This is a genomic window from Methanosarcina baltica (assembly GCF_055394095.1).
In genome coordinates this window covers 663,996-688,854 of the sequence record NZ_AP042463.1, presented here as the reverse complement: position 1 = coordinate 688,854, position 24,859 = coordinate 663,996, and the positions used below count along the sequence as shown (strand labels likewise).

Annotated in this window: 20 protein-coding genes; 10 read left to right on the top strand and 10 right to left on the bottom strand. The window is 40.0% G+C overall.

What is annotated here, in order from left to right; translation table 11 throughout:
* Positions 1-469: 469 nt before the first annotated feature.
* The 4 genes from ACZ5QV_RS02980 to ACZ5QV_RS02965 form a co-directional block, all read right to left on the bottom strand.
* A complete protein-coding gene (locus ACZ5QV_RS02980) occupies positions 470-1,561 on the bottom strand; it encodes a hypothetical protein (protein WP_464601154.1) in 1,092 nt (363 codons plus the stop codon).
* Between the two features lie 625 nt (positions 1,562-2,186).
* Positions 2,187-2,813, bottom strand: coding sequence for a hypothetical protein (locus ACZ5QV_RS02975; RefSeq protein WP_464601153.1), 627 nt, complete (start codon positions 2,811-2,813; stop codon positions 2,187-2,189).
* 122 nt (positions 2,814-2,935) lie between these two features.
* Complete coding sequence (locus ACZ5QV_RS02970; protein WP_464601152.1) at positions 2,936-4,054, bottom strand: hypothetical protein; 1,119 nt, start codon at positions 4,052-4,054, stop codon at positions 2,936-2,938.
* 165 nt (positions 4,055-4,219) lie between these two features.
* Positions 4,220-4,906, bottom strand: coding sequence for a hypothetical protein (locus tag ACZ5QV_RS02965; RefSeq protein WP_464601151.1), 687 nt, complete (start codon positions 4,904-4,906; stop codon positions 4,220-4,222).
* Between the two features lie 484 nt (positions 4,907-5,390).
* Between ACZ5QV_RS02965 and ACZ5QV_RS02960 the strand changes: the two genes are divergently transcribed.
* The gene (locus tag ACZ5QV_RS02960; RefSeq protein ID WP_464601150.1) at positions 5,391-7,217 is read left to right on the top strand and encodes an S-layer protein domain-containing protein; all 1,827 of its coding nucleotides are present in this window, start codon (positions 5,391-5,393) and stop codon (positions 7,215-7,217) included.
* Positions 7,218-7,341: 124 nt separating this feature from the next.
* Here the strand turns inward: ACZ5QV_RS02960 and ahbC are convergent, their stop codons facing one another.
* The 5 genes from ahbC to csa3 all read right to left on the bottom strand — a co-directional run bounded on the left by ahbC (position 7,342) and on the right by csa3 (position 13,372).
* Entirely contained in the window at positions 7,342-8,544 is a 1,203-nt protein-coding gene (ahbC, locus tag ACZ5QV_RS02955) for a 12,18-didecarboxysiroheme deacetylase (RefSeq protein ID WP_464601149.1), read from the bottom strand.
* Positions 8,545-10,025: 1,481 nt separating this feature from the next.
* Positions 10,026-10,817, bottom strand: coding sequence for a uroporphyrinogen-III synthase (locus ACZ5QV_RS02950; protein ID WP_464601148.1), 792 nt, complete (start codon positions 10,815-10,817; stop codon positions 10,026-10,028).
* A 12-nt stretch (positions 10,818-10,829) separates the two neighbouring features.
* Entirely contained in the window at positions 10,830-11,597 is a 768-nt protein-coding gene (gene cobA, locus ACZ5QV_RS02945) for a uroporphyrinogen-III C-methyltransferase (RefSeq protein ID WP_464601147.1), read from the bottom strand.
* A gap of 254 nt (positions 11,598-11,851) precedes the next feature.
* Positions 11,852-12,520 (bottom strand): YczE/YyaS/YitT family protein, encoded by a 669-nt coding sequence (locus ACZ5QV_RS02940; protein WP_464601146.1) that lies wholly within the window; start codon positions 12,518-12,520, stop codon positions 11,852-11,854.
* Between the two features lie 249 nt (positions 12,521-12,769).
* Positions 12,770-13,372 carry a CRISPR-associated CARF protein Csa3 gene (gene csa3 / locus ACZ5QV_RS02935; RefSeq protein WP_464601145.1) on the bottom strand — a complete coding sequence of 201 codons (603 nt, stop codon included), beginning with the start codon at positions 13,370-13,372 and terminating at the stop codon, positions 12,770-12,772.
* Between the two features lie 232 nt (positions 13,373-13,604).
* Here csa3 and ACZ5QV_RS02930 point away from each other — a divergent pair, with 232 nt between their 5' ends.
* The 6 genes from ACZ5QV_RS02930 to ACZ5QV_RS02905 all read left to right on the top strand — a co-directional run bounded on the left by ACZ5QV_RS02930 (position 13,605) and on the right by ACZ5QV_RS02905 (position 19,042).
* Positions 13,605-15,473 (top strand): TIGR02556 family CRISPR-associated protein, encoded by a 1,869-nt coding sequence (locus ACZ5QV_RS02930; RefSeq protein ID WP_464601144.1) that lies wholly within the window; start codon positions 13,605-13,607, stop codon positions 15,471-15,473.
* A complete protein-coding gene (locus tag ACZ5QV_RS02925) occupies positions 15,466-16,065 on the top strand; it encodes a CRISPR-associated protein (RefSeq protein WP_464601143.1) in 600 nt (199 codons plus the stop codon). Before ACZ5QV_RS02930 ends, ACZ5QV_RS02925 begins: the two co-directional genes overlap by 8 nt.
* Before the next feature lie 63 nt (positions 16,066-16,128).
* Complete coding sequence (gene tnpC, locus ACZ5QV_RS02920; RefSeq protein ID WP_464599444.1) at positions 16,129-17,691, top strand: IS66 family transposase; 1,563 nt, start codon at positions 16,129-16,131, stop codon at positions 17,689-17,691.
* Positions 17,692-18,135, top strand: a complete 444-nt coding sequence (locus ACZ5QV_RS02915) for a type I CRISPR-associated protein Cas7 (protein WP_464602017.1) — start codon at positions 17,692-17,694, stop codon at positions 18,133-18,135. It abuts the gene before it with no gap.
* A 9-nt stretch (positions 18,136-18,144) separates the two neighbouring features.
* A complete protein-coding gene (gene cas5b, locus ACZ5QV_RS02910; RefSeq protein ID WP_464601142.1) occupies positions 18,145-18,846 on the top strand; it encodes a type I-B CRISPR-associated protein Cas5b in 702 nt (233 codons plus the stop codon).
* Positions 18,821-19,042: a hypothetical protein gene (locus ACZ5QV_RS02905; protein ID WP_464601141.1), complete on the top strand. Its 222-nt coding sequence runs from the start codon at positions 18,821-18,823 to the stop codon at positions 19,040-19,042. The genes cas5b and ACZ5QV_RS02905 overlap by 26 nt, the downstream gene beginning before the upstream one ends.
* 28 nt (positions 19,043-19,070) lie before the next feature.
* On the opposite strand, the gene ACZ5QV_RS02900 is transcribed toward ACZ5QV_RS02905, so the two are convergent.
* Positions 19,071-20,735, bottom strand: coding sequence for an IS1634 family transposase (locus ACZ5QV_RS02900; RefSeq protein ID WP_464599431.1), 1,665 nt, complete (start codon positions 20,733-20,735; stop codon positions 19,071-19,073).
* A gap of 179 nt (positions 20,736-20,914) precedes the next feature.
* On the opposite strand from ACZ5QV_RS02900, the gene cas3 reads away from it, so the two are divergent.
* From cas3 to cas1, 3 genes are read left to right on the top strand one after another with little or no spacing between them, the layout of a single operon-like run.
* Positions 20,915-23,206 (top strand): CRISPR-associated helicase Cas3', encoded by a 2,292-nt coding sequence (cas3, locus tag ACZ5QV_RS02895; protein WP_464602016.1) that lies wholly within the window; start codon positions 20,915-20,917, stop codon positions 23,204-23,206.
* A 5-nt stretch (positions 23,207-23,211) separates the two neighbouring features.
* On the top strand, positions 23,212-23,871 hold the full coding sequence (locus ACZ5QV_RS02890; protein ID WP_464601140.1) for a CRISPR-associated endonuclease Cas6: 660 nt from the start codon (positions 23,212-23,214) through the stop codon (positions 23,869-23,871).
* On the top strand, positions 23,859-24,830 hold the full coding sequence (gene cas1 / locus ACZ5QV_RS02885) for a CRISPR-associated endonuclease Cas1 (protein ID WP_464601139.1): 972 nt from the start codon (positions 23,859-23,861) through the stop codon (positions 24,828-24,830). The genes ACZ5QV_RS02890 and cas1 overlap by 13 nt, the downstream gene beginning before the upstream one ends.
* Positions 24,831-24,859: the final 29 nt, after the last annotated feature.

The following is a 24,859-nucleotide window of genomic DNA, read 5'->3' as shown; positions in this document are numbered from 1 at the left end:
TTCAGAATCGTGAATATCCAGAATTAGATCAATAAAAATTATCTTTAATATTCACGGAAGAAAATGGGTATGCATGTGGAATTATTTTAATTCGCATTCCTTCTTCAGGCAGGATGCGTGACTCTGGTTATTGAAGGAATGCTGCCAACTTTTCGACATTCCTTTTCATGTTGTATCTCCACCTTCGGAAAAGAATTTCCCTGGCAGATAATGCAGTTCTTGAAATTATATCCCCTCACCAGTGCTGGATATTATGTATAGCATTTCGCCCCTATCCATCGGGACTTTTAATGCCAGAAGATATGGAATTGGACCGTTGAAGCGTCCAAATGTATCAATGATATATCCAACGTAGCCAGTTAAGACTTAGGCTGGTCAATAAGGGCTTGCCGAAGCAAGCCTTTCCCTTTGGTGGGGGTTATTGACAGGCCCTGTTCTCCGTATTTCTCAGGAATTTTGTTCATCCTGTTTACATCTGTCCATAGAGATTTACGACATCATTGAAGTCGATTCTTCCGTTTCCATTATAGTCGAAGAACTCTGCGGGGACGTTGTTTGTAATCCAGTTCATATTTTCATAGAACTTCACAATGTCAGCGAAGTCCATTCTTCCATTTCCGTTGATGTCTTCGTAGACTCCGTCTCCGTTAAGGTCGGTTGGAGATGCGGTGCATCCCGGCAATATCGGCATGTACGTTTCAATGGTAGCCGGCAACACTATTGTTGTAATGTCCCATCCGCTGTCACTGTCCATCTGTGTTATTTGAAGGGTGATGTTGGTAGTTCCTGGCAGGAGTCCTTCAACAGTGACAAATCCAAGGTACACGTTCATATTTCCAGCAACCACCTGATTACCCATATCCACGGCACTTAGGTCGACTGAAGCAGCAGGCAGGTCACTGAAGTCGTTTAACACTGCCCATCCTGGGAAGGACACCTCGGTAATTTCGGCGATGGTCGAATCCTCAACTGAAATCGTAGCATTATATCCTGCAAGACCACTTGGGAACATATCGGCAATGAGTTCAAAGTCTACAGAACAGCCAATTATCATGGAATCATTGTCCGGTTCGAAGACAACTGTAGTAGGCTCATCCTGTACCAGAACCGTGGCGTTAATAACGGGTGCGTTAATAATGCCACCGTTATCGTCGTCCATCTGGAACACTGTGATGCCTATCTCCGTCTCTGCTGGCTCAAGTCCCAAAATTGTGATAGTTGCAAGAACAATTCCTCCTGACTTGACACCGTCCATCAGATCCACACCCGAAAGGTCCACAGAACTTGCGGGACTTGCAAGAGTCCCCCCGTTCAACACAGCCCAGCCTGGATATGAAACTGCTGTGATCTCTGCGGCTGATGAATCCTGAACTGTAACTTCAATGGCATATCCTGAAAGGCCATATGGAAGAGCGTCAATCAGAATGTCTACTTCCTGGGTCGAGCCCGGGTTAACAGTTATATTAGAGGGGTCGAATGAAATCGTTTCCGCTGATGCACAGCTTATTCCAAGCATAAGAAACAGTGTAAGTCCAAGCACTAATTTCGATACATTTTTCATAGGAACACCTTTTAATATTTCATGTTCGGGTATTTATCTCAGACAGCAGAAGACTCCTTCCTCGACAGTTCCGACTTTGGAGGAACTGGCAGGTGGGAGATGAATGCGTCGAGACTAAGGCCCCCATTTTTTGTTTAACAGGAGATCTTAATGTTGTTTAACAGGAGACCTTAATGTTGTTTAACAGGAGACCTTAATGTTGTTTAACAGGAGACCTTAATGTTGTTTAACAGGAGACCTTAATGTTGTTTGACAGTGACCTTATGTTCTGTCCTCCTTTGCAGGAGTGGGTCCACATCGCCACTGTTATACTGGCTTGTTAATGACCTGAACACTTCCCCTACCTCTCAGGGATGTTTAATCCAAATCGATATCTCCGAGAACGTGTGGAGTATCCTCGAATATCATGACCAGTATAACGAAAGGCTATTCAACTAGGGCTTACCGAAGCAAGCCCCTTCCTCAAAAACCTGAGCCATTAGGCGAAGGTTTTAGGGAGGGGTAGTTGACATATATTCACATGTGCTATTGGAGAACTTTGGGAAGTCAGTTTGTTCTCCACTCATATAACATAAATAATTATTGTTTGTTTTTTATGAGTGTTATATCTATACCCTGTAATTTTTTATAAATGTTTTCCTCTTTTTATAACTACTGATGTAATTAAAACTGCTACTGCCAGAAAACAACCAAAACCACCTGCTTCGGATGAAGTTTCTGATTTCGTTTCAGTATTTTCTTCCGATCTTTCCTCGGTGTTTTCTTCAGTTTCTGCCCCGGATCCTTCAGTGGTAATTTTAGCCTTGATATCCTCACAGGGTATCAGATTTCCATTGTCAGCATCGACCTGCTCTATTAAGATGCTCAATTCCGTTGTCCCAGGTTTTATTTCTCGGACCTCAATCGTTCCAAGCCGGACATTGGAATCGCCTTCTTTGATATTATCTTGAAGGTCGACTGCACTGAAAAGGCAAGAACCTGCTGGAAGGTCTGATTTATCGTTCAATACGGCCCAATCTGGAAAAGACACATTGGTGACCTCCGCAATTTCCGGATCCGCAATTGAGGCTGTGACCCGGTATCCTGCCAGACCATCTGGAAAAGTATCTGCTGTTAACTGAAATTTCTGAACAGAGCCTGGATCCAATTTAATTTCCTGTGGATCTAATGACAGAACCGTTGCTGATACACAGGGAATAAAGGACCCAAGAACAATCAAAAAAATACCTGCAATTTTCCATATGTTTTTCATAAAATCATCTCTTAAATACACATATATAATCTGCATTTATTTAGGTCGCAGAAATAGATCTTGTAGAAATGGTTATAAAAATAAAAAAAGGGATTAAGAAATCTCGGTTTTCAAATTTCCCTTCACATCAGTTCATACAGTTCTACGACATCATTGAAGTCGATTCTACCATTTCCATTATAATCGAAAAATGCTACAGGGACATTGGCTGGAATCCAACTCATGTTTTTGTAATACTTCACAATGTCGTCGAAGTCTTTTCTGCCGTTTCCGTTAATGTCTTCGTAGAGGCCGTCTCCGTCAACGTCGGTTGGGTAGTTAGAGCATCCCGGAAAGATGGTAACTGTAACTTCCACCTTGCAGGATATTACTATCGGAACAACCATATTTCCAGCATCATCGTCCATCTGGGTTACTATGATTTTTACATCCGTGGCCCCTATCTCCTTGCCAACCACAGAGATTGTGGCCAGTTCCACATTTGAATCTCCTTCATTAACACCAGATATCAGGTCCACGGCTGTAATCAATAACGAATCCGATGGGAGTGAAGAATTACTGTTCAAAACTGCCCAGGAGGGGAAAGAGATGGCGTTAATTTCAGCAATTGAAGGGTCCTGAACGTAAACTGTTATATTGTATCCCGCAAGGCCTGTGGGCAACTCATCTACTATTAACTGAAGGTCCTCGCTAGAACCAGGGATAAGCATAGCTGATTCGACTGAGAAAGAAACCATGCAGGCATCCCCGTCATCTGTTACACTAACAACGGTATCTCCTGAGATTTCTATATAATCTACTCCATAAGCCGAGACTTCCCCGTTAATTGTATAATTCCCTAACACAGTGTTTGATGGAACGTTTACTTCATAGGTTACGGTCTTTTGACTTCCTGCATAAAAGTTTTCAGCCCAGACCCATTCATTTGTTGAGGCCTTAAACAAAGACGTTCCGTTAAATTCTGCTCCGTCATCATCTACAGGGTTTAATGTCCATCCATCCGGCAGCTCTTCGTTAAGAGATAGGGCACACAAATCTTCCTGGTTTGAAGAGATGTTGACAACGACGGTGAAATTCTCACCTGGTTTGATAGGCTGATCCTGCAGAATATTCCTTTCCGCACTGATCTCATTAACTGCAGAAACAGCAGGTGCTGCAATCGTTATAATCGAAAGTGCGATTAGCCCAAATAATAGCAATCTAAAAGTAAAATTCCTTGTATTTCTTTTTCTGGATATCATAAATCCAAACTTCCTTTGTTTTATTACAGATCTATATGTAGTACTAAACTTTGGAACTGTTCACCCTGAAAACAAAAATTTCAGACATTTCACATAACTATAGAAACTAAGCATCAAACATATAAAATTATTTGTTAATATTTTCTTGAATACTTACATAATAGTTTAACTATAATATCCTTTCACAACTATTAAATATATTAGTAAAGAAATCAATGAAACTGAGAAACAAAAACCGGGAGCAGTAACTATCTCAGAGGAATCGTTATCAGAACCTGCGCTACCTGTACCATTTTCTGAAATCTCAATATCAACCCCTGCATCAATACCTGCATCAATTCTGTAAATCTCAGCTTCCTCATTCAAAGACCCGGAATCAAGTTTAAAGAGAGGAGATTGATTGAGACCTTCTTTTTTAGTCTGAGAGCTTTGTGACCTGTCAAATGACTTGCTTTCAGCGGGAGAATTAACCGGAAGCTCTCCGGATTCAACCGTAATTTTGCAGGTCCCTGAAATCTCAAGCGGGCCCACAAAACCCCCGGCCTCAGAACCTCTGCCTGCAGAAAAACTGCCCTTGAGGGTATAAACTCCGGGCAACGAATTTTGCGGCACTTTTACATTATAGACGAGTACCCTGTCCTCCTCTGGACCCAGGCATCCCAGCCAGATCCATTCGTTCGTTGAAGCTTTAAAAATGGCCCCGGCTTTTTTTACCGGCACAGGAGTCCAGCCCTCAGGAAACTTTTCGGTGATTGCCGGAGCATATACCCTGTCCCGGGCCGAAATCTCAAGATTTACGGAAAAAGTATCTCCTGGATTCACCACATCCCCGGAAAGCGTGCGGCTTACCACGAAACCATCTGAGACGGCCCCGGCTATGGGCAATAAAATGGATGAAAACAGGAAAAAACACAAGAGCAAAAAAAACGAGTTTGTATTTATTCCTGTTTTTATATTTATACACTCCTGTATTTTAAATCCCATCCCAAACACCATAAAGTTCTTTTTTTAATTTTAGAGTAGAGCATAAAACACATTTTCATTTTTTTAAGATTAAAGATATTAACATATTTAATATATGATGTATGTTTCTTAGTATATTTTACTTTCCATTTTAACAAAAATTAATAAGATACAAACATTTATAGTTATTAAACATACTTAAGAAAATAATCAATGTCTGTATTAAAATAGGAGATGTATTATGCGTTTTTCAAAAGTCAATAAGCTTATTTTAGAGACAGTTGCCTTATTATTGCTGCTCTCAGCAGGATGCCTGAATGCGCAGGCTGAAGAAATAAACTCGCTAGAAATCCGGGGGGCGGTTTACTCCGGTATGAATCTGGAAGAAATTCTGGTTAATGAAGGTGGCCAGCTTGAAATGAACGCCCTGAATTTTCCGGCATTCTATTACGACGTCGATGATGACATTTCAACCGAAAGCCTTGTAATCTGTGATGGAAATGGCAGAACAATCTGGGAGGACAGTTTAATCTACAGCACCTGTATTAATTTTGTTGAATTTGCCTATCAGGATGCGGCCTGGACGGATGAAAACGGAAACACCATTTCAAATTATCCTTTGCTCGCACTTTTCGGGGAGCCTTATGTCCCTTTGGATTCAAACAGTCCGGACAAACTCGTCCCTCTTCTACTGGATGATGACGACAAATACACTTTGAGGACCGGCGAGATTATTGACCTCGGAGAAGGGTACCGCCTTGAAGCCAAGCAGGTCGATGTTGATGGTAATAGGGTCTGGCTTGAATTCAGCAAGGACGGTGAATATGTAGACGATGAAAACATTTTTATTTCCAGTGATTCCTCTCAGTCTGTCTGGCAGGTCGATGTTGACGATGTTGAAGGAGAAAATGATGTCATCGTCCTGAGAGTCCATGTAAACCAGGTATTCCAGGGTGCAGTAGATAGTATTGCCCAGCTTGAAGGACTCTGGCTGATTGATTATGAAAATGCGACATCCCTTGAAAATGATATGGAATACGGAGAATTTGAAGTAAGTCTCCTGGGGGATTCTCTTGAGTTCACAAACCCTGATTCCATATACCTCGAAATGGATTCCGAACAGGAAATTACGGAAGAGTTAGCTTTTGTCGTTGCAGATGACCCGGAGCAGCTCCGTTTTTATGTTATGAGAAAATACGACGAGCCGGGAACTTACGAAATTCGGGGGGAAGTTGTCCAAAACGTTACTGAATTTGAATGGGATTATTCGAATTTCCCGGCGTTTTTCTATGAAATTGATGAAAACCTCTACTCAGAGACCCTTTCTATAGAGGGACTTGAAGCCCGGACAATTCCCGAAGAAGGCCTCATATATACGACAGAAATAATTTTCGTTGACTACGAATACGGGAACTGGAATTACGATAATGATGATGAAGGGGGGCAGTATATCGGTGGCTACCCCATGGAAGTTCTTTTCGGAGAACCTTTTGTCACTCTGGACCCACAAAATGCGGATAAACTTGCTTATCTTCTTCTAGATGACGACGAAGAATACCGGATAAAGAATGGAGATGCCCTTGACCTGGGGTCAGGGTACGGCCTTGAAGTAAAGCAGGTTGATGTTGATGGTTATAAGGTCTGGCTTGAGTTTACAAAGGACGGGGAATTTGTTGATGATGAAGTAATTGATCTTTCATATGAGGACAGCTGGGATGTGGAACTTGATGACATTGAAGGAGAAGATGACGTCCTAGTAATGAAGGTAAACGTTGAAAATGTTTACCATGATGGAGATTACTATTTTGTAGAAATTGGTGCCCTCTGGCTAATTGATTATGAAAACGCCTTCACGATTGAATCAGGTGATGAATTTGGTAATCTTGAAGCAGTAAGTATATCCGATTGCCTGGTCTTTGAAAACATCAATCCCCTCAATCTCGAAATGGACGATACCGTGGAGATCGCTGAATATATGTATTTTAGGGTTGCAGACAACAATACCCTCAGATTCTATCCCTTCATTGAAAAGACATTTGCAGGTTGTGGAAGTTCTTCTGGAAGCGGATCATCCGGTGGAAACTGGATTTCCTGGGACGATCCCGAATCTGATGGAGGGACAAAGATCACAACGGCCGAACTCCAGCAGATTATCTATTACTGGTTGAACGACCTGGCGGTTCACCCCGAAGAAGAGTAAAACCAAAAAAAGAAAGAAAAAACAGAGTGACCAGATGAAATAATCGAGGCGGGATAACATTTCTGTTACCCTTCCTGATTTTCTACTTTTTTATACTTTTATATTATTTTGTTTTTTTAGTTTTTTATTCCGATTCGTCGTACCCTATCTCTTCATCCGTAAGGTAACAGGCCGGGTCATCGGCCCAGACGTTTCCTGTTACGGCTTCGGCCCTGACCCTGAAGTTTCCGTTGCATATGTCAAGCCATTTGCAGCGGGCACAGCGGTCGGCGTGTTCCCGAATAAGGGTTTTGCGGTCCTTGAGGCCTGCCATTATTTCATCGGAAAGGTCGGTCCAGATTTCACTGAAGGGCCTATCCCGGACGTTTCCGAAGGAGTGGTGTCTCCAGAACTGGTCGGCGTGGACCTTTCCGTCCCAGGAGACGCAGCCGATGCCAATACCGGTGGAGTTACCCTGATTCATGGAAAGGAGCTCGAAGACCTGAGCCGCTCTTTCCGGGTTTTCTTTGAGGAGCCGAAGATAGACGTAGGGGCCGTCACAGTGGTTGTCCACGGTCAGGACTTCCACCAGGTTGCCTTTTTCATGAAGGGCCTTTGTCCTGTCCATGATGAGGTCCACAGCTTTTCGGGACTCTTCATGGGTAAGGTCTTCCTCAACCATTTTCGAGCCCCGGCCCGCATAGACCAGGTGGTAAAAGCAGACCCTCGGGATATTTTCTTTTTCGAGCAGGTCGAAGATGGCAGGGATGTCCTGAACGTTTTGTTTATTGATGGTAAAGCGCAGGCCCACCTTGATGCCTTCGGCCTGGCAGTTATGGAGGCCTTCGAGGGCGGCATCATAGGCCCCTTTGACTCCCCTGAACTTATCATTGGTCTCCCGGACCCCGTCAAAGGAGATTCCTACGTAGGAAAGCCCTACTTCTTTGAACTTTTTTGCTAGTTCCGGGGTAATAAGGGTCCCGTTTGTCGAGATTACGGCCCTCATGCCCTTTTCCCTTGCGTAGGCCGCAAGTTCGGGGAGGTCCTTTCGCATTGTGGGCTCTCCTCCGGAAAAGAGCATAACCGGGCTTCCGAATTCAGAAAGGTCGTCGATTAAGGTTTTTCCTTCTTCGGTCGTAAGCTCGTTTTTGAACTCAAGATCCTTTGCCTGGGCATAGCAGTGGACGCACTTGAGGTTGCAGCGGCGGGTCATATTCCAGACGACCACCGGTTTTTTGTCTATTGAGAACTGCAGCAAATGAGAGGGAAGCCTCTTTGATTCCCGGCCGTAGCGCAGGGCATCGGAAGGTTCCACAGTTCCGCAGTACAGTTTTGAAATGCCTATCATGGTAATCAGCCGTTTAAAGGAATGGTAAAAAATATAAGTTCAGATTTTATTTCGGGAATTGCTCTATACTCATAAGATTGTGTTTTTGTTGGTGGAGACGTTAGGGGTATCATTCAAACCACGGAAAGTCACGGAAAAGCACGGAAAAAAGAACGCAGGGAGATGCCAATTATGGTTTCTCTGACGTTTTGTTCACAATGGATTTTGATCGATTATTTAAAGTCCCGACGTACTCGCCGGCTCTCAGGCCGGTTTTCGTGTCCTTCCGTGCTTTTCCGTGGTTAAGGAATGGTAAACAAAAATACTTGATATTATATTTCACGATTCCTCAAGCAGGATGCCTGCGACTTTAGTCGTGGGAGGAACGCCGTCAACTTTCAGGCATTCTGTTCCATGTTTGGATTTCTCCACTCTGCTTTTGAAACAAGTTCTCGTAGCAGGTAACGTAGTTTTTTAAACTATCTCCCCTCGCCAATGTTGAATATGCTTGTTATATGTAGCACACCGCTCCTGGTTTTCAGGACTTTTAATGCTACACGATAGGGAATTGGACTGAGGAAGCATCCAAATGTATCGGTCGGCTAAGTCGGAGGGATTACTCCCTCTTTCTCGCCTAAGAACTGTACGTGAGACTTTCACCTCATACAGCTCAAGCATCTCTTAACCCGTTAGGGCAGCAGTTATTTGGTTAATAACTGCTTTCGTAAGTCATGACTTGCAGCCTATTAACATGTGTTTTGTTTGTAAGCTTCTCGCGGATTGATTTCTCGATCAGCGTATTTGAATGACTTACATTCATAGGTCATACCTTCATTCTTACGTTTTGATACCACGGAGTAAGTCTGCATCCTTTTGGATTAGGGCAAATTTAGAACCCCTATACAGTTCATTACAAATTGTCATTCGCTTTCTACTCCTTTCCTTTACCCTCTATGTCATTGTCATCCTTTGCAGGATTCCTACCCCGAGGGGAACATATAGGGCTTACCAAGTTCTATAAAATGAATAATTGTGAATACCTTAGAAGCCATCTTTAAACCGAAAATCATATGTCCATTTCCCAATAAGTATGTCAAGCCTTATTGGTCTGATTTCATTACCATTTTGGTTCAAGCGTATCAATCTAATTTCGCTTGTTGTTGGTCACGATTCTTACAATGGTTCACATTACGTTCTTCTTAGAATTCTTATCCTAACAGATGGTTTAGATTAGATTTCTAAACTTCTCCATATTGTCATATGAGCTTCACACCTTGACGTTACCATCAACGCATGTCATAGTAGGATTATCCCAAATGGAAGGGATAGCGTTACCGCAATTCATATTATAGCTTTCTTGTCGCACTGACATATCCAACGTAGTCAATTAAGACTTAGGCTGGTCAATCAAGGCTTGCCGAAACAAGCCTCCCACTTTAGTGGGGGGTTATTGACTCATTCCTTAAGAGATGTTCAAATCTTTTCAGGGCCTTTTAGAGCCTTCATAACTCCTTTTTCAACACCGCAAGGAGGGCGTCAAAGGTAAACTCGTCAGGGACCACGTCCACCTTAACCCCGTAACTCCTTAATGTGTTCGCGGTGGGGGTCCCGATGGCTCCTACAAGGGCTTTGGAAAGGTTTTCCTTTATGGATTCTCCGGCCCCGGCTTTTTCCGCGTGTTTCAGGAAGTTTCGGACCATCATGGAACTTGTGAAGGCAAAAACCCGGACTTCGCCTGAAAGGGTGCGTTTGATCAGTTCCTGCTGGAGGGGACCTTCGGGCATACCGAGGGTGTAGACATGGGTTTCGTGGACGGTGGCTCCGCAGGCTTTGAGCCCTTCCACAAGGACCTTTGCTCCGTAAGCGCTCCGGGCAATGTCCACGGTCTTTCCCTTAACTTCCGGTCCGAGGATTTCCACAATTCCGGTGGAGCTGTAGTCTCCGGGCATGAAGGAGTCGGGAATTCCGATTTTTTCAAGTTCCCTCTGCGTGTTTGGCCCGATGGCAAGCACCTTCTTCTGCTTGAGAGCCTCTGTAAAGCTCTTCTTTTCAGAATCTGAAAGCTTGTCCAGGGTGAAAATGATCCCGTTTGCACTTGTGAAGATCACGTAGTCGGAGCTACCTTCGATAACTCTTTTGATAAAGGGCTCGAAGCCCTCATCTTTTATGCCTTCAAGCCTTATCATGGGGGCATATACCGGCTCGAAGCCGAAATCCCGGGCAATTTTCTCGGACTTTTCCCTGTAGCTTGCGGGTCTCATAAGGGCAAGCAGGGGGGGGTTTGAAGCATCCATCCTGTCTCCTCCTTAAAACTCCGCATTAACAATTTGTTCCCCGAGGATTTCATGTAGCCGGACAACCTTTCCAATGACTGTGATTGCCGGGGCCTTGACCTCTCTTTCTTCCGCAAGGTCCGCGATGTCCTCAAGGGTTCCCACAGTCACTCTCTGGTCCGGCCGGGTGCCGCGTTCGATTAAGGCTACAGGGGTTTTGGGGTCCTTTCCGAATTTGAGCAGGGCTTTGGTGTTTCTTCTGAGCATCTTCACACCCATCAGGACGACGATTGTTCCCTGGAACTTTGCGAGGGTTTCCCAGTCAAGTCCGCTATCTTCCTTTGTTGGGTCTTCGTGTCCTGTGATGAAGGTCACCATGGAGGTGTCATCCCTGTGAGTAACAGGAATTCCCGCATAGGCCGGAGCCGAGATTGCCGAGGTGATACCGGGAACGATTTCGAATTCGATTCCTTCTCCTACAAGGACTTCGGCTTCCTCTCCGCCTCTTCCAAAGACGTAAGGGTCCCCGCCTTTCAGTCGGACGATCATCTTGCCTTCCTTTGCCTTTTCGACAAGCACGTCATTGATACTGCCCTGGGCAAGGGTGTGCTTTCCCGAATATTTCCCGGCATCGATTTTCTCCGCACTTTCCGGCATGGATTCCAGGATGGCTTTTCCGGGGAGCTGGTCATAGATGATGACTTCGGCCGTGTCGATAAGCCTGCGGGCCTTCAGAGTAAGGAGTTCGGGATCGCCCGGGCCCGATCCGACAAGATAAACTTTCCCGTATTTTTGTGACATATGAAAACGGTTCCTTTTTTATTTTGAATATATGTATAATATGGAGGAGGTTAAGTGCTTTTAGGATAAGAGCTTTTAGAATCTGATATGATAAGTATCAATTATATCACAAACTATTACAATTTGTATTATAAACTTTTCTTTGATTGCTTGAGTTAAAATGGGTGCGGTACTGCCTGCTCAAACAGGAGAAATCCTAAAAGTTTTCAGTAAGATATCCTGAGGATTAACAAATCTGCAAAAGAATGAGTGTCTTATTGGGGGTCCAAAGGAACTTTTTCTTCTAATTGTTGCTCTTCTTTATCACTAAAAAACATTTTATATGTCCCACCCAGGGTTTCGTGTTCAACCGCCGTTACATCAAATTTAAGCAGGTTAAAGGTTGTCTGAATACAAAATCCTATTAAAAAAGCCGATATAATCGTTCCGATACCTACCATGCCCCCGAGTCTCCATCCGGCAAAACCCGCTAAAAGTTCGATTGTCCCCCGGCACACCCCCACCGGCAGTCCTGTTTTACGGATAAGTGCAACCATCAAACTATCCCTCGGCCCTGCCCCGAAAGCTGACCCCATGTAAAAGTATGAGGCCAGAGATATTACGAACAGGCCCGAAACGAGCATTATAATTCCAAAAACGAAGTTGTCCATGACCGGTATTATACGCAATTCAAGAATAACGTCAATAAACACCCCGATAACTACCATGTTTAGAATGGTACCTATCCCGAGTTTTTCCCCGAGTAAAAGGGTTATTGCCACGATAAACACTCCAACTATGATTGAAGCATTCCCAAAGCTTATCCCCTCGGTTTTTGAAAGTCCGGCATGGAAAATATCCCAGGGAGCGTATCCTATATGGGCATTTAATGTAAGTACGATCCCGAGCGAGTAAAGGAAAAGGCCCCACATTAAACGCAGCAAACGGACATGATATCGTTTTATAAAAAGGCCCCTTTGATATTGTATTTATAGTGATTACAGATTATATTCGTACAAAGGTAAAGAACCACGGATGGACATGGATTTAGGTCATCCATGTTTATCTGTGTCCATCCGTGGTTTATTCTCACTTAGGAAGTATCAATTATTACTGTGAGGACTATATATCGAATTTGTTTATAACTTAAATGAAAATGGGAGTCTTGCAGGGAAAAAGAGGAAAAACGAAATTCATATCATAGCAATTTTTCCTGCATCAGTTATCATGTAGCCGGAATCCCCATCAGTGATATATCCCATTGCCTTGAGTTCTCTCAAATGGTTATAGGTCATTCCTTTTGAAATACCGACATTTGCCGCAATTTTGGAAACTGAGGGAACCCTTTCCTGAATCTGTTCCAGGATGATTTTTTTGGTATTCGATATGTTAAAGCTCAGGACCGGAAAATCAATTATAAGACTGTCCTCTTCAGTTACGTACACGATTCTTTGAACCATATCGTTTCTGGCATAAGCCCCGAAAAGAGCTCCGAAGGCCTGGGTTTTCCTCCCACCTGAAACATTGACAATTACCTGATTGCCTTTTGAGTGTTCTTCTTCGATCAGATCCGCAACGTCCTGTGCAACCTGCACCGTATTGTAGAGAGATGTTATTTTTTTCTCGACTCCGAGCGCTCTTCCAAATGTTTGTTCGATGGTTTTTTCTGACTGCACTTTTTTTTCATTGGCCTCTTCTTCAGTTAAAAGTATTATTTTTGAAGGGGAAAGTCTCGTTACACAGACAATTACTGGTTCAAGTGAATAGATTGTGGAGATGAGCGTGAGATTTGACATTATACAATAAGTGTTTTTAGGTTTTCATATATGTTTTGCCATACATAGTACATGTTAATTTATTAGTACTACGTATATATTGGTGCAAGATTTAATTAGAAAAGTATATATAATCTGTAGTTTGATCAATAGTTAGTATTCACAGAGAAGCATGTTATTTCAAAATCAAATCATTTATTATAAATTAATAAGTACTATTAGAAATATATTGTTTTGTGAGGGTGTAAATTCTGTGATTGAATCAATGAAAGAAATTGGCGAATACACACTTGAAAGAGAAAACACAGATCTTAATGATATTGTAGGCATTTTATCAGAGAATCCCGCAAGTAATGATACGTATAAACATGTATTCGGAATCAAACTAAGTAAAAATAAAGAGGGTTTCGAGTTTAAGGGGATTGAACAGCAGGAGTATTCAAAAGAAAAAATTTCAAAGTATCTTTATAAAAGAGGGTCATCAAACGGCCCTGATATAACTCCTACAACCAGAGTCACAGAAATCAAAAAAACATTTGATAACAAAATAGAAGGCTGGTTTTCAAAACCCTTGAAGGAAGCAAAAGCCATACTCGACGAAGAAGAGTTCAGGTTTTTAAAGAGCATTGAAAAATGCATAAAGGATAACAAAGAAGCAATAGTTTCCGAACTTGGAGATAAAATAAGTCACATTGATTCCAAAGAAAACTCGATTCTTACTATAATATTTGAAGAAGAGGAGTGCAATAAATATATTGGAGAGTTCCAGGAATTCAGGAAAATTCTGGAAAATAATGGAGCATCTAAGTTTTACAAAAAATACGGAGTCACTTCTAAAGAAAATGGGAAAACATGCAGCGTTTGCAAAGGAAATAAAGAAGTGTATGGCTTTGTTACCCCGTATGAATTTTATACTGTAGATAAACCTGGATTTGTAAGTGGGGGATTTGACCAGACCAAGGCATGGAGAAACAATCCAGTTTGCCTTGAATGTGCTTTGAAAATCATAGCCGGAAAAGAATACATTGAGAAACATATGTCATTTAATCTCTATGGATTCAATTATCTTTTAATCCCAAAATTCCTTAGCAAAGGCAATCGAGATGAAATTTTTGAAGTATTTGAAACGTTCAAAGATAAAAACTTCAAATTATCCAAAGAATACAGGAATTTTCTACAGGCTAACGAAGAGGATATTCTGGGTCTTCTAAGTGAACAGGATAACTACCTTAATTTCAATATCCAATTTTACGAAAAATCGAATGCTGCCTATCGAATCCTTTTGTATATCGAAGATGTCCTGCCGTCAAGGTTAAAAAAACTTTTTCAGGCAAAAGAAATTGTTGACAATAAGAAAATATTCAGTGATTACTATATTACTGAAACCGAAAAAAAGTCTCTAAAGTTCACATTGGGCAGCGTAAGATGGTTTTTCCCCAATACCCTTGACGATCCTGATTTGAATAAGTATTTTTTGGAAATTACAAACGGGATATTTACAGGGATATCGATTGATTACAATTTTTTATTAAAGCACGTAATACAGCATATAAGAAAGGAGTTCAGGAATGATAAATCCACAAGGTATTCCACGCTTCTGGGACTTCAGATGCTGGGGTTCTTAAATCAATTATGCTTACTTGGGAATTACAAAGGAGGTAAGAGTATAGATTCTAAGGATCTGTCGAGTTTATTTGGTGACCTCGATTCAAAAGAGACTGATGGCTACGAAAAACGGGCAGAATTGATCTTTTCGGAGTTTGACGATTTTTTCAACAGTGATGAAAAGAAAGCTCTTTTTTTAGAAGGAGTACTTACCCAATACCTGCTAAACGTTCAGAAATACCAGCGTGATAATGCACCTTTCAGAACAAGGCTAAGAGGATTAAAGCTTGATGAACGCTATGTAAAAAAACTTTTGCCAGAGATCCAGAATAAACTTGAAGAGTATGATTCAAACTATTACAGGGAACTGGAATCCGTTATCGCAAAATATATGGTTCAATCGGGTTCTGGCTGGAGAATGTCAAATGATGAAATCAGTTTCTACTTTGTTCTTGGAATGAATTTATCAAATAATCTGAAACCGGTTCATCAAAGCAAGGAGGTAAAAGATGACTGAAATAAGCAGAAGGTCTGAAATCGTATTTTTGTATGACATAAAGGACGGGAACCCTAATGGAGATCCTCTTGACGAGAACAAGCCGCGAATCGACGAAGAAACCGGTATAAACCTTGTAACCGATGTTCGCCTCAAGCGAACTATCAGAGATTTCCTCTACAAATTTAAAAATGAGGAAATATTTGTTAGAGAAATATCAGATGACAAGGGAGCAATCCAGGACGCAAAACTGAGAGCCAAAGATTTTTTAACCATCGATGAACCTCTCGATAATTTTGAATCGGGAAAAAAGAATATTGATGAAGCCATTTTGAACAGCTGTATTGATGTTCGTTTGTTTGGATGCACCGTGCCTCTTGATATTAAAGTTAAGAGTAAAAAAGATAAAGGTAGTGGGTCGATAACCCATACGGGACCGGTACAGTTCAAGATAGGCAGATCGATGCACAAGGTTTCTGTAAAACATTTCCGGGGAACCGGAGCTTTTGCTTCTAAAGAAGGAGCAAGCCAAAAGACCTTCCGTGAAGAGGACTTTTTGCTCTATTCTCGTATCTATTCAGCTACCTCTGTTTCTAACTTATATTTCGTATAAACTCAACAATTACTTTTTTCATATAGATTAATATAAAAATCATCGGATTTTGGAATGAGGTTTATGAAATGTGAAGAGATTCTTACTCAATGCCGTTCAGACCCTGAATCCATTGTTTCATATATTGAGGATCTTGAGTCTCGGTATGAAGATCTTGGATCTCGGTATGAAGATCTTGGATCTCGACACGAAGAGCTTGAATCTCGGTATGAAGATCTTGGATCTCGACACGAAGAGCTTGAATCTCGATATGAAAATCTTGAATCCGAAAACACCGAACTTCGAGAAAGACTTAATGAGTTAGAATCTCGCCTAAAAAAGAATAACCAAAACCAAAAAAGAAATCGACTTCCCTCTACTAACAATTCTACTGATAAAATACCTCAATCAAAAGGTTCACAAAAAGGAAGTTTTAGACGTCCTGGCGGCCAAAAAGGGCATCCTGGTTCTACATTAAGGATGATTAAAAATCCTGATAAAACAATCATTTATAAGCTACATAAATGTGAACATTGTGGTTGTAACATTGAGAAGATTGAAGTTATAAATTACGAGAAGAGACAAGAATTTGAAATAATTGTAAGGCGTAAAGTGACCGAACATCGTGCTGAGATCAAAAAATGTCCTTATTGTAACCGCAAAAACAAAGCTGCTTTTCCGAAATCAATTACAAAACCTGTCCAATATGGCAATATGGTTTTAACAATTGCAATTTACCTCCGAAACTACCAATTGATTCCCTATGACCGAATCAAGAAATTATTTAAAGATGCCTTTGGATTTGATATAAGCGTTGGTACAATAATTAGGGCAGAAAATAAGTTATTTCACAAGTTGAAAGGTGCTACAAACCACATCAAGAAGCAACTGATAAAAGAAAATGTCATCCATGGTGATGAAACTGGAATCGACGTTGGTGGTCAAGGGGAATACTGCCATTTAATCTCTACAAAAAAATATACATACTATTTCCATAATAGGAGTCGAGGATCAAAAGCAATGAATAAAATGGGAGTGTTGCCTAAATATAGAGGAATTATAGTCCACGATTTCTGGAAACCCTATTTTAAATACAAATGTGAACATGCGGCATGTAATGTCCACATTCAAAGAGAACTTAAAGACATTTATAACATATTCAAGCAAGTGTGGGCTGAGGAGATGTCTGATCTCCTATATGAAATTAAAAAATGCGCAGACTTTGCCAGAAAACAGGGCATACAAATAGATGAAGATACGCTCAAGACCTTTAAAGAAAAGTATCAGTCAATACTAATGAAAGGATTTGAGGACAATCCTCCACCTGAAATCTCGAAAGACAATGGGGTTAAAAGAGGAAGAAAAGCGCAGAGCGATGCAAAAAATCTCCTTGATAGACTTTCAAAGTATGAAAAAGAAATCTTGAGGTTTGCTACGGATCTAAGAGTTCCTTTCAGTAACAACCAAGCAGAAAGAGATCTCAGAATGATAACAGTTCAGCAAAAAATATCGGGAGATTTTAGGAAACCCCATGGAGCAGATGTTTTCTTTAGAATTAGGGGATACATATCTACACTAATAAAGAATAATATACCTACTATAAGTTCACTTCATGCGGCGATTGAAAATGTGCCACCCTTACCCTGAATAGATACCTATTCTCTGATTAATTTTTACGGAATAATAAACGAAAATGCGGCAAAAGACACAAAACTTTCAGAGAAAGATGTGGACCTTCTGCTTGACGGAATGTGGAACGGGACCAAAAATCTAATTTCAAGGTCAAAGGTGGGGCAAATTCCGCGTTTCTTGCTTAAAGTGAACTACAAAGAAGGCAATTATCATATTGGAGACCTGAATAACCTGATCAGTCTGAAGTCTGACCTGATCGACGAAGAAATTCGGGATATCACTCAGGTAAGAATAGATCTCCAGCGGCTGGTTGAAAAACTGGCTGAAAACAGTGGCAAAATCGAAAATGTTCAGTTCTGTATAGACAGTTCTCTTGTATTCATGTATAATGGAGAAAAGACTGAACTTGAAAAATGCCTTAACGAAGCCGGGATCGACACCGAGAAATTAACAATGTGAGTCGAGAGCATGAAGGTGTTAGTATTCGATGTATGGGGAGAATTCGGACATTTTCGAAAGCACTATACTACAACATCTCCCCTTTCCTTTTCCATACCTCCAAGAACTGCAATTACCGGAATGGTTGGAGCAATAATAGGGCTTGGAAAAGATGAATATCTGCAGCATTTTTCAAAAAATGAGGCAAATATTGCAGTGAAAATAATCAACCCTATCAAGAAGACCAGAATTGCAGAAAACCTCATCGACACCAAAAAAGCCCAGATGATGAGCAGAATCAAAAACAGGACTCAGATAAGATTTGAAGTGTTGAAAGATGTGAAATATAGAATTTATTTTTCACACACATCAGAAGAACTATACAATAAGCTTCACCAGTTCTTAAAAGAACACAAATCCGTATATACATTGTGCCTTGGTCTGAGTGAACACATCGCAAATTATGAATTTATAGGAGAAATGGAAGCAGAAAGTGAATTTGCAGATTCTGAAGTTGAAATTCATTCAATAATTCCAGAAAGAGAACTTGTAAATATAAATTTCGAAAGTGATAAAGAGTATTTTTCAGAGACAATTCCCATTGAGATGCTTTCAAATAGAGAAGTTGTGGAATACGGAAAAGTCTTGTTTGAAAGAAATGCAAAAAGCATTCTTGCGAATGTAAATAATGTCTGGAGGCTTGAAAATGGAGAAGGAATCATCTTCATGTGATTTCCTGCTTTATTCTCATCCAGAGAAGGTACTGTACAGGCATTTACTCAATGTGGGGACGAAATCTGCATCAACCGGCGGGGAAAAGAACCTGTCGGTAAGCAAATTTGGGTTTGATGATGGGATCTTTGTCAAACTTTACTTTCAAAGATGCATGTTTTTCCGTTATCAAGCGGCTTTGTTTGTGTGGGCCTAAGGAATGAATAATCCTACTGATGACGTTTTTATTGGGGTGGCAGGTAATTACCCAAGTTCAAGAAAGAAAATAATGATGCTTGCTTTGTACTCATCTCTTCCAGAATAATATTACACTTATTTGATTCTTTATCCTGGATAACTGCCAGCCTAATTTCGGACAAATTTTCAATTAGTCTTCTCATAGAAAGACCATATCTCTTTGTCTCCCAGGCTAAATATCTGTAGAAAAGTAAGCCAATTATAGACAGAAATACGTGAACTTTGATATTTTCATCTTTGTGGTGGTACACCGGTCCCACAGGGACAAGCAGGTGATCATTCAATAGCTTAAAATCATCCTCTATAGCGCCTTTATTGTTGTATGTTTGCACAATTTTTTTAGTGTGCCAACGGTGCTTATCTGTAAATAGTATATTTTTTCCTAATGAATTTTCGCGCTTATTTTTATTCTCTTCGTCAATCCAGAACTTTAACTGAGGTTTTTTCTTACCTTCAGGAGCATCAGTAATTTCATATTTCACCATACTTCTGTATTTTTTGATAATAATGTCTGCAACCTCTTTTTCTACACTGCTCCTGTTTCTTGCTTTTCCTCTGTTGCTTTCCAGTCTCCTCTGTAGGTCTTCCAGATTCTCAGTTATTTTTGACATATTTGACTCACAAGTTCTTTTTTGAAGTTTGTGAGTTCCTTCATTGAAAGTAATTACTGTTGTAAATTCTGTCCCGTAAAACTGATGCTTTGTCCGATAGCCATAAATTTTGTGGCCTTCTGAGCTTTCATATAAAAATTGATATTTAGATAATGGCACTTCAAGAAGATCATCTGCCTGATTTGCTTTTACAGCCCCTACAAAATTCATCTTTGAAGTTGCTTTTTCAATGTTGTCCTTTGAATTGTTTCCCTTATCAAAAACAAGAACAAGGTCTTCCGAACAAATATTCAATTCGGTTAGACGGTTTACTATTTTGTCAACCAGACCTGAAAATTCCTCTGAATCATGCACATTTCCTGGATATGTCTCGTGAATAAAAGGTAAGTTGTAATCATTAGCAGCCAGCGCTACAGATACCTGATTTTTGTCTTTACGATGCTTTTTGTTATACCCTTTATGAAGCAATTCACTTTTTTCATCATAATTGGTAGCATAAGTGAACCAGTTTGATTCATCCACAAACAGTACTGAAGGGGTTAGTCCTTTTTCGATGAGAACTCGGCACAAATCGTCTTCAATATTTTTCATTGTGTCGGAATCAATGTAATTCATATGATTCAAAAAATTCTGACAATTTAATTTATGAGGGAATTTCCACTTAAAAGATAAGGCCGATTTTTTGAACCATTCCCCAATACCGTTTTCACTTAAAACTCCATGAGATTTCCCCACTATATCAAGTAAAAGATACTCTCCGACACTTAAACCATCGATTGATTTTTTCATAGTGTGCTTGTTCACTATGTCAACGAATCCAAGCTCTTCATTCACATGAAGAAGTGCGGCAAGTTTGCCGTACTCAAAAGATTTCAGTTTCATGTAGGGCAATGATTCACTCTGTTTTTTCATTTCAAATATTTTTTCGGCATTGCCTAAATATATCTGAAATATAGTTTTCACTTTTCCATCAATTCTGCCAGTTTTAATAATATACCAGTATTTTTTACCGTTGATTATTTTCTGTTTTAAAAAAACCATGATATAAATTTAGGTTCTACGTATATAAAGATATTTCTTCAAAAAACAGATACAATAGGCTTTTTAAATGTAATTTAGAACTTAGGCCTTACAAATATTTTTTTTAACGGATCTTCCTTGCCACTGATTTTTGTGGCAAATCAAGGCAAAAATAGCTCTTCTTTGAAAGCTGAGTCAAAATTTCGTATCTTATAGGGATCTGCCATGATTTTGGGAAAGGGACCGGATACTTTCAAAGCTATCTTTTTGAGACAGATCCAGTAAAACAGCGAAGTTTGAAAAATAAAAGAGAATATCACCACGGCCTTATTTCTGCGATTTTTACGTATTACATATTGAAAAAATATTTGAACACTCTCAATAATGGAAATAATCTTAAATTTATACCTACATTAGGGTACCTTATAGTAAAAAGGCACCATGGGAACTTGAAAGATGCTGAAGACGAAATCAGAGATTTAATGGATGAAGATACCCATAAGATTATCGGCCTTCAGATAGACTCCCTGGAAAAACAGGAACTTGGGGAAATATACAAACAATTATTGAGTGATTATGGCTTTTCCTCTGACATACATGGATTTTCTGCTGACATAGATACTTTTTGTGATGAATATGATTCGGTAATGAAGGAAATTTTAAAAGATCGGCGGAAATTCATAAAGGTTGTCAGGGATGATCAATTAACCGGCTACTACCTCATTACACTGGTTCTATATTCGATCCTTATAAACTCCGACAAAATTGATGCGTCTTCTATTGAGATCTCCAGCGATATAGATATTTCACCTGAACTTGTGGACAAATACAAAAAAATAAAAGGTTTCCACAGGAATGATAATAAAATTAATCAGATACGCAACGACATATATCAGGAAGTTACAGACAGTGTTGAAACACTGGACCTTGAGAATAAAGTATATTCGATAAATGTTCCCACCGGCTCCGGAAAAACACTTACTTCTCTCTCATTTGCCTTAAAACTGAAAGAAAGATTAAAAAAAGAAAACGGAGTTAAGGCAAAAATAATATATTCACTACCTTTTCTGAGCATAATAGATCAGAATTACGATGTATTCGAAGATGTGTTTAAAACCGTTGAAAATGTAAACCCTACGGATGACATACTCCTTAAGCATCATCACCTTGCAGATATTTTTTACAAAACGCAGGGGGACGAAGAGTTTGAAGGGCTTAAAAGTCTGTTTTTAATTGAAGGCTGGAACTCAGAAATAATTGTTACGACTTTTGTCCAGTTTTTTCATACAATCGTATCCAATAAAAACCGCTCTCTCAGGAAGTTTCACAATATTGCAAATTCTATTGTAATACTTGATGAAGTCCAGTCTATTCCTCATAAATACTGGTTAATGCTGAAACAGATTATTTCAGGTTTTGCCGAGTACTTAAATACATATTTTGTTTTTGTGACAGCAACTCAACCGCTTATTTTTGATCCTGAAAAAGGAGATATTGTTGAGCTGGTGAAAAACAAAGATAAATATTTTGGCGAATTTGATCGCATTAAATTGAAAACTGACCTGAACCCGATGTACCTTGATGAGTTTAAGGTAATCCTTGAAGCGGAACTTTATGAAAATCCAAACAAGGACTTTTTAATTGTATTGAATACCATCAAAACCTCCCTTGACGTATATAAACATTTAAAGGATTTGAAGTTTGAAAACAGCGACTATTATTATTTATCTACAAACATAGTCCCGAAAGTGAGACTTAATAAAATTAAGGAAATTAAGAAAAAATCAAACAATCGGAAAATTATTGTAAGCACCCAACTTATAGAAGCCGGTGTGGATATAGATGTTGATATTGTTTACAGGGACTTTGCCACGCTCGACTCAATAAACCAGGTAGCAGGAAGATGTAACAGGAATTCCTCAAAGAATGAGAGGGGAGAAGTGAGGATTGTGGTCCTTCAGGATGAACGGAAGGAATTCAATCAATACATATATTCAAGTTTTCTAATGGATAAAACAAGGGAAGTTTTAAAAGAATATGACTCAGTAATTTATGAAAAAGACCTGCTGGACCTGAATAACAGTTATTTCAGGAAAGTAAAAACGACTTCCAGTGAAGATGAATCAAAAGAGTTACTGTCATACATTAACGAGCTTAAATTTAAAACCCTTTCATCGGATTTCAGATTAATCGATGATAAAAAAGGGTACGAAAAGATAGACGTATATGTTGAAATGGACTCCGAAGCAGTTGAAATATGGAAACAATACCTCATAATAAAATCCCTTAAAAATCCCTTCGAAAAAAAAGAGAGGTATTTAAAAATCAGGAAAAAATATAATGAATACATAATTTCCGTTCCCAAAAAAGACTTTTTCTGCGAAGAGCCTGAAGACCTCGATATCGGGTACATTCCTTTTGAACAGATCGAATATTATTACGATCCTGATACCGGCTTTGTTTTTGAACAAAAATCCAGCATGGTTTTGTGAAAAATATGAAGGTAAAAACACTCAATTTAACCCTCGTCCCGGACAAAAAAGTAGGTGTGGATGCCTCAAAATTACGTGGTTTTTTTGCTACGAGGTTTAACGAATATATCCTGTTGCACCAGCACAATTGTGACAAGGTGATTTATAGATATCCAGTAGTTCAGTATAAAATATTGAAGGGAATTCCCCTGGTCATTGGGATCAATGAGGGGATAGAAGTCCTTCAGGAAATTTATACCAAATATGACCGGATAAAGCTGGCTGAAACCAGTTATGAAATATTAGAGAAAAAAATATCCGTAAAAGAAGAGGAATTCGGCCTTTCAGACAAATTCTACACCTACAGGTTTGAAACCCCCTGGTTTGCCCTTAATCAGGAAAATTTCACAAACAAATATAAAAAAGCAGACCCTGTCGAACAGAAGGAACTTCTTAGAAGAACCCTTGTTGGAAACATTCTCTCAATGTCAAAGTCCCTTGGATACATGGTCCCGGGACAGATCAAATGTGAAACGAATGTGCAGGCGGGGATTGGAAAAATGAAGGGGGTTAAGATTGCCACATTCAAGGGGGAATTCATGGTAAATTTCCTGATTCCTGACTACTTCGGCCTTGGTAAATCCGTTTCTCGTGGATTCGGAACGGTGAAAAGATGCAACTTGTAATCAACACCCGTGGTTCTTACCTGAAGAAAAAAAACAATTGTTTCCTGGTCAAAATCGACGATAAAGTCTTTGAAGTCTCAGAAAAAAAAGTTGAAAGCATACTGATTACGACTTCGGCAACCATAAGCACCGATGCGATCAAATTCGCCGTAGACAACAATGTCGAGATTATTTTTCTGGACAACTTCGGAGACCCCTACGGCCGGGTCTGGCACTCGAAACTGGGAAGTACGACTTATATCAGGAGAAGGCAGCTTGAAATTTCAAGTGAACCGGAAGGTTTCAAGCTGGCAAAGGGATGGATCATACAGAAGGTTGAGAACCAGATCCAATTATTAAAGGACCTTAAAAAGAATCGGCCGGAACAAAAAGACGAGCTCGAAGCTTACATTGATGATGTTGAAACCCTGAAGACCAAACTTGAGGACCTGGAAGGTACTCTTGATGAAAAACGCAACAACATAATGGGACTGGAGGGAATGGCTTCAAGGTACTATTTTGAAACTCTTAACTTCCTTATGCCTGAAAAATGGAGGTTCGAGGGAAGAAGCCGAAATCCTGCAAAAGACTCATTTAACTGTCTTTTGAATTATGGATACGGGGTCCTCTATTCAAAAGTCGAAAAAGCCTGTATCATAGCGGGACTTGACCCTTATGTGGGCTTCAATCATACGGACAACTACAACAAAAAATCCCTGGTATTTGACCTGATAGAGATGTACCGTATCCATGTGGACAGGAGTGTATTCAACCTTTTTTCAAAGAAGCAGGTCAAAGAAAGCTTTTTTGATGAAATCCCGGGTGGCCTGACACTTAACAAAGAAGGAAAAGCCGTACTCATAACGGCAGTGAACGAAACTTTTGAGAAAAGTATCACCTATCATGGAAGAAACATAAAAATTGGGAACACTATCCAGTTTGACTGCCATAGGATCGCAAACGACCTTATTAAAAAATAAATAATCTATCAAGAAGATCAAGAACATAA